This is a genomic window from Escherichia sp. WS3063 (genome assembly GCF_046486595.1).
Lineage (GTDB): Bacteria > Pseudomonadota > Gammaproteobacteria > Enterobacterales > Enterobacteriaceae > Escherichia > Escherichia coli.
In genome coordinates this window covers 59923-66164 of record NZ_JBJQKY010000026.1, presented here as the reverse complement: position 1 = coordinate 66164, position 6242 = coordinate 59923, and the positions used below count along the sequence as shown (strand labels likewise).

Annotated in this window: 7 protein-coding genes and 1 pseudogene; 7 read left to right on the top strand and 1 reads right to left on the bottom strand. The window is 42.5% G+C overall.

Annotation, left to right across the window (positions count from 1 at the left end):
* Window positions 1-334: RNA-guided endonuclease InsQ/TnpB family protein (locus ACJHYW_RS20350; RefSeq protein WP_260839915.1), on the top strand; the 334-nt coding region annotated here is incomplete at its 5' end.
* 47 nt (window positions 335-381) lie between these two features.
* Here ACJHYW_RS20350 and ACJHYW_RS20345 read toward each other — a convergent pair.
* Window positions 382-549: pseudogene (locus tag ACJHYW_RS20345) on the bottom strand (shufflon system plasmid conjugative transfer pilus tip adhesin PilV); the annotation flags it as partial.
* A 501-nt stretch (window positions 550-1050) separates the two neighbouring features.
* Here ACJHYW_RS20345 and ACJHYW_RS20340 point away from each other — a divergent pair.
* The 6 genes from ACJHYW_RS20340 to ACJHYW_RS20315 all read left to right on the top strand — a co-directional run bounded on the left by ACJHYW_RS20340 (window position 1051) and on the right by ACJHYW_RS20315 (window position 6128).
* Window positions 1051-1404, top strand: coding sequence for a pilus assembly protein (locus ACJHYW_RS20340; protein WP_396051017.1), 354 nt, complete (start codon window positions 1051-1053; stop codon window positions 1402-1404).
* Window positions 1405-2005: 601 nt separating this feature from the next.
* Window positions 2006-3130 (top strand): site-specific integrase, encoded by a 1125-nt coding sequence (locus tag ACJHYW_RS20335; RefSeq protein ID WP_000486716.1) that lies wholly within the window; start codon window positions 2006-2008, stop codon window positions 3128-3130.
* 11 nt (window positions 3131-3141) lie between these two features.
* Window positions 3142-3795, top strand: coding sequence for a hypothetical protein (locus ACJHYW_RS20330; RefSeq protein WP_170852113.1), 654 nt, complete (start codon window positions 3142-3144; stop codon window positions 3793-3795).
* A 46-nt stretch (window positions 3796-3841) separates the two neighbouring features.
* A complete protein-coding gene (locus tag ACJHYW_RS20325; RefSeq protein ID WP_000698398.1) occupies window positions 3842-4357 on the top strand; it encodes a thermonuclease family protein in 516 nt (171 codons plus the stop codon).
* Window positions 4358-4451: 94 nt separating this feature from the next.
* Window positions 4452-5321 carry a hypothetical protein gene (locus ACJHYW_RS20320; protein WP_259616523.1) on the top strand — a complete coding sequence of 290 codons (870 nt, stop codon included), beginning with the start codon at window positions 4452-4454 and terminating at the stop codon, window positions 5319-5321.
* A 165-nt stretch (window positions 5322-5486) separates the two neighbouring features.
* Window positions 5487-6128 (top strand): PcfJ domain-containing protein, encoded by a 642-nt coding sequence (locus tag ACJHYW_RS20315; protein ID WP_256626922.1) that lies wholly within the window; start codon window positions 5487-5489, stop codon window positions 6126-6128.
* Window positions 6129-6242 lie beyond the last annotated feature (114 nt).

The following is a 6242-nucleotide window of genomic DNA, read 5'->3' as shown; positions in this document are numbered from 1 at the left end:
AGGTTTAAACCGTTCGATACTGGATCAGGGCTGGTATGAAATGCGCCGCCAGCTTGAGTACAAGCAGCTCTGGCGTGGCGGTCAGGTGCTTGCTGTTCCGCCAGCGTACACTAGCCAGCGTTGCGCGTGCTGTGGTCATACTGCGAAAGAAAATCGCCTGTCACAAAGTAAATTTGTGTGTCAGGTATGTGGATATACAGCGAACGCCGATGTAAACGGCGCTCGTAACATTTTAGCGGCGGGGCACGCCGTGCTTGCCTGTGGAGGGATGGTGCAGTCAGGCCGCCCGTTGAAGCAGGAACCAGAGGCTGAGCAATCAGCCGTCACCCACTAATGGGAATCCCCCTCCTGAGTCACGAAGTGCGAAGGTGGGGGAGGATGTCAATTTCGTGAACCAGATGGACTCTCGACTACCTGGCAGTAATGAGAATCCTCAGCATTTCCCATTCTGGCAATGGCACAAAAGTCAAATTGCCCCAAGTAACCAGTGCTGGAAAGTTGAGTAACCTTGAGCTTTCCACCTAATGCCCTCCACACACCGGATTGGCACTGGCCTCCGTGCCAATCCGGTACGTGGCAGAAAAATGGCGGCGGTACAGTACAGATGGTTACTGCGACAGCAAGTGACTGGAATCAGCCAATTGCCACCGCGACTTGCCCTTCAGGAAAGAAAGTTACAGGAGGTGGTGGAATGTGCAGCTTTTCAAATGCCATTCTCAAGCGTTCTTCCCCCTCCGGTAACAGTGCATGGGTAGCTGGTTGCAGCCAAAACACCAACCAGAATCAGTATTATTCAGTCACTACTTATGCATTGTGTCAGTGAGTATTCTGGTATGAATTAGCGGAAGCAGTGAACAGTGATGTAGTAGCTGCCATATAACGTACCGTTATACGCACTCCAGTTCATCTCGCCGTTTGCATCTGGATTGTCTGTAGGCCAGACACGCGTCATCGCGGTTTCCTTTCCATCTATGCGATATGTATTAACGCAAAGTTTGAATTTTCCTAGAGCCTTCGTTGTGGTTGGGTACAAGGTGAAGGATGTTACTGATGTCCACGGCGCAGATGAACCTATTGATTTCCACGAACCGGATTGGCACGGAGGCCAGTGCCAATCCGGTACGTGGAAAAAAATTGGCGCAGGTGATAGCCAAATTGTTACCGCTTCAGCTACTGCGTGGCGTTGGCCTGGAGCAACGGCAACATGTCCATCCGGCAAGAAAGTCATTGGTGGAGGCGGTCAATGCAGATCAAATACCGGATTTATATGGCTCACACGTTCCATGCCTTCAGGCAACAATGCATGGACTGCCAGTTGCGACACGACCGAAGATCAAAATGGTTCAATTACAGTTTACGCCATTTGCCAGTGACGATACTTATCACTGGCAAACCACGATGTAACTACATTTCCCCGACAGGTCAGTTCGGTGAGTACCGCCATAAAAGTTGTATTCGTCATAGAAGCCGCATTTCACAATTCGATTGGCATCATAGGTTGCAACTGACCCCGCAAAATAATTCGGCTTCCACCCGTGCGGATTTTCTGCATTACTGACACTCCAGGTACACTGGCTGGCAGAAAAACCAGATGGCAATGGGATCTGTTGTCCATTTGCTATTTTTCCTGTCAGAACAGTGCTACCTGATGCCCTTCTCCACGTACCGGATTGGCCCCCCTATTTCTATGATTAATCAATACATACTGCATCACAACGATAACTAGCTATTGAAGGTGGGTAAGCTGTTAGTTGCCAGTTTGATCCGGATTTAGATAACGAGCATTCTGAATAATCGTTTGAATTATGGAAACCCGTTGCTCTTACATGGGATAATGCGCAAAAAGTATGCTGCCCCAAGTTTGACTGAGAGTATGGGAAATTAAGCTGATAGGAGGAGACTTTCCCTATGCCTCCTCCTTTTTTCCACACACCGGATTGGCACGGTGATATTGCATTTCGAAGCAAGAATCTCTACCTTCCCCCCTTTTTTGTCTGGAGGGGATATGTTTCAGAAAATCAAAATTCGCAAAATGACAATCAGCCGGGCGCTGGACAAATACCTGAAGACAGTATCCATCCACAAAAAAGGCCATCTACAGGAGTTTTATCGCGTAAATGTGATTAAACGTCACCCTATTGCTGAACGCTATATGGATGACATTACCACTGTTGATATTGCCAATTATCGGGATCAACGGTTGGCACAAATTAACCCACGAACGGGGCGTCAAATAACCGGAAACACCGTCCGTCTTGAACTTGCCCTGTTGTCATCATTATTCAATATCGCCCGTGTGGAATGGGGAACATGCCGCATGAATCCTGTCGAACTGGTCAGAAAACCCAAAATCAGTAGCGGGCGCGATCGTCGCCTGACTTCAGGAGAAGAACGCCGACTTTCGCGGTATTTCAAAGAAAAAAATCAGGCTCTTTACGTCATTTTTCATCTGGCGCTGGAAACAGCAATGCGACAAGGTGAAATCTTGTCATTGCGTTGGGAACACGTCGATCTGCAACATGGGGTAGCTCATCTTCCAACAACCAAAAACGGTGCTCCACGCGATGTTCCGCTATCCAGGAAAGCCCGTAATTACCTGCAAATGCTGCCGACACAGCTTAACGGTAATATTTTTTCTTATACCTCTTCGGGATTCAAAAGTGCCTGGCGAACAGCACTTCAGGAACTGAAGATAGAAAATTTGCATTTTCATGACCTCCGTCATGAGGCCATCAGCCGATTTTTCGAACTTGGTACATTGAACGTCATTGAGGTTGCCGCTATTTCAGGCCATCGCTCCCTGAACATGTTGAAACGATACACACACCTTCGGGCTTATCAACTTGTCAGTAAACTCGATGCCCGACGCAAGCAAACCAGCAAAATCGCTCCCTATTTTGTTCCCTACCCGGCAACGGTCGAGAACAGAAACGGGCAAGTCGTTGTGACTCTGAGTGATTTCGACCTGGAAACAAGCGCAGCCACAAAAGAACAGGCCATATTTCATGCCAGCGTGTTGCTGCTACGAACACTGGCACAAGCCGCCCAGCGAGGAGAACGCGTCCCTACTCCTGGCGAACTTCCTACAAACATTGATGAACGGGTAATGATTTGTCCATTAACAAATTAGAGGATTCACTTATGATAGAACAACTACAGAGTGATTTTTTATTCTGGATATTTATTTACTTCCTGATAGTAGGTTTGCTTATCAGAAACATTCATCTTACCAGAAAAATTAAATCCATCGAAAAAAACAAAATATTCCCAGCGGAGGAATATGCTGTCCTGGACATTGAACAGCATATGTCCAATAAATATATTGGGCGGCTAGTAACCCGTTTTATGAAGAGAACTAATGGTGCACCTTTGTTAATTGTGTTTCCAGAATACGATAAAGGAGACAACAATGAAGACAAAAATTCTCCACCATTCCAACTTGGAAAACTAACATCCAACATCAACAATATTAAAGAAATTTATTCCAATGATGACTTAAACTGTTTTCTGAATAATATTTCGGCACAAAAAAATTTATATACAACGCACTCTGGACCTAGCCAGGCATGGATTGAACATGCATATCCTTTGCAACAAGTAACTATTCTCTTACAAGGCACTCGTCATAGTGAAAGGGAAGATATAATCAGTCAACTTGAGATTATTCTTTCCAGACTAAAAAATGGAGAAAATACAGGTTTTGAGCATGACGATGATTTTGGATATTCATTTCAGTATGATGCCGCAGCAGTAGGAAAATCATCATTTTTCGATGAAGCGGCAGGAAGAAAATAAGAATAACGCTCTATCCATTGCACAGACAAATTAACGTTAATCTTTTATGAAAATCTTATTAACAATATTTATTTATCTGCTTACCGCTTTTCAGTCTGCAAATGCAGGTGGAATACCTTATACATTTAACCAGAAAATTCTTCAGGGGAAAGTTATTCGCGTTCTCGATGGCGACACCATAGAAATTAAAACACTACCCGCAAAAATTGTTGTGTATGAAGTTCCGATCCGAGTCCGATTGATAAACATCGATGCCCCTGAAAAGAAACAACCTTTTGGACGCTGGTCAACTAGTCAGCTTAAAACTCTGGTTGCAGGTAAACAGGTGACAGTCTCTTATTCACATAAAGACCGCTACGGACGCATTATCGGTCATGTGTTCACGACGAACGGCACGGATGCCAGCCGCTTTATGGTTCAGTCTGGCGCTGCATGGGTATATGAACGTTACAACGTGGATGAGTCATTACCGGCTCTGCAACGGGAAGCGCAGGAACAAAAACGTGGTTTGTGGGCCGATGCAAATCCGGTTCCACCGTGGGAATGGCGTATCAGAAATTAAGGGGGCAAGAAAATGCATTCTTCTTTTGGTTTGCCATGATTCTGTCTTTTTATCTTTGTGCAATATTAAAGGCTTCTTTTTAACAGGGGGCGGCATGTATGTAATTAATCAACAGACAAGGGACAATAATATTCTTACGTTGCATGATGTTTTTAAAATCTATCAAAATACAGGGGGGCTTCGTCTTGTAAAAACAGAGGAGAATGAAAAGTACATCTCCATTATCATTTGTGGCGTTTTTCGTATTAGAAAAAACAAAAAGAATAACAAAATCACTTTGTGGGGATACAAGCTAAGAGATAAGCACACTGGGGTATGGACCAGAAGAAATTCATTTCCTGGTAAGATTTTTTTATTCTGGTCTAAAAAATCTGCATACGACATGGACGACTGGTTAAAATATGCGATTAGCTACATCATCAAATCATTGATTGAGGCTGGATATTCAATTGAAGACAAACTCTATTTGTTACGCATTGGAGAGGAAGAGGAAAACAGTGAGAGTCGTTATATTTCCACACTATATCCATCCAATGTATATTACTCATATGAGTATGGAATACATGACATTGTTCATTGCCTTGGTAAAATAGCATCGTTCAACTACCCCTATAATACACGATATATCAGCAGACATATTTTACTCGCAGAGATAAAAAACAAAATTTATCAGAGAGCATTAAAAATTATAGGGGTGGATAATGAATTTAATGCTTCAAAAGCATTGAGTAAAGCTATATGGATAATGGTAGATAAAAAGATATTTGCACAATATGCCAGAGCTTCACATTGTTCGATAGCTTACAATTCAATTCGTCAGGCATTATTTGAGGACTATCTGGATTTTTCAAAGCGAATCCATATTGTGAATGATATGGATTTTTTCGGATTGTGGCCTATGGTTGGTCGTCTAAGACAACAACATAAAAATGGTCAGTTTATACTATCTGGAAAGACAAAATAGTTATATGAAAAAATCAGTTTTCCCTGCAAACTTAGTTATGGTGAGTTCAGAAGTTTACGACATGTTAGTTTGTCATTAGTATATGCTTTAAATGATAAACATGATAATGCATCATTCAGATTTACAGTCAGATTATTACGCCATCCACTTATCAAGAACTATCCTGTGAGAGCAATTTACTGGATTATCGATTATATTAGCATTCGAGCTTACTCAGAAAAAGAAAATGATATTTATCGTATATGCTCAAAATGGCTAGAATATCATCGTGATTTATTTAAAAACATTGGCTTTTATGACCGTAATACTGAATCCAGGCAAACATCACGCTGGGAAATGGAAACGAATCAGTTGTGTCATGCAATTGACTGGTTGTTAGCAGAAGAACGGTTAATTCATAAAAACCAGGAGTGGCCTTCTTTCTGGAGACTATCTGATGAATGGACGCGACAAGTGAAGAATAACGTTATTCCCGTAATCCCAAAATGGAAAGGAACTGGGATAAACTGGCAGAAAGTTGATAACGGTGTAAATGAATTAATTACATTTGATGCTCTGTGTCAGGAAGGTCAGGAGATGGAACATTGCGTTGCCAGTTATGCAGACTGGTGTGCATCTGGAGAATATATTGCAATTTCAGTCCTGATGGATAATGAAAGAGCCACTCTTGGACTTTCACGAAAAGAACATGATTTAACCTATCAGTTTGACCAGATGAGAGGTATTCGTAATCAGGCTGTTTCCAGAAACATGCTAATTAAAGGCAGGCATATTTTAAAAATAATCAACTCATCACTAAAAAGATAATGAGTCATCGCATCTCATTACAGCACCGATGACTGGGTGTTTATTCTTTCTGAATACAAAAACTGACTGAAAGATAAGGAAAGAAAGTTTTCTTACCTGTTTGTCTTACGCAAT

What these genes read in the sequence shown, in the direction of transcription:
- ACJHYW_RS20330 (WP_170852113.1), top strand. Translation starts at nt 3,142, where the DNA reads ATGATAGAACAACTACAGAGTGATTTTTTATTCTGGATATTTATTTAC.
- ACJHYW_RS20320 (WP_259616523.1), top strand. Translation starts at nt 4,452, where the DNA reads ATGTATGTAATTAATCAACAGACAAGGGACAATAATATTCTTACGTTG.
- ACJHYW_RS20325 (WP_000698398.1), top strand. Translation starts at nt 3,842, where the DNA reads ATGAAAATCTTATTAACAATATTTATTTATCTGCTTACCGCTTTTCAG.
- ACJHYW_RS20340 (WP_396051017.1), top strand. Translation starts at nt 1,051, where the DNA reads ATGTCCACGGCGCAGATGAACCTATTGATTTCCACGAACCGGATTGGC.
- ACJHYW_RS20335 (WP_000486716.1), top strand. Translation starts at nt 2,006, where the DNA reads ATGTTTCAGAAAATCAAAATTCGCAAAATGACAATCAGCCGGGCGCTG.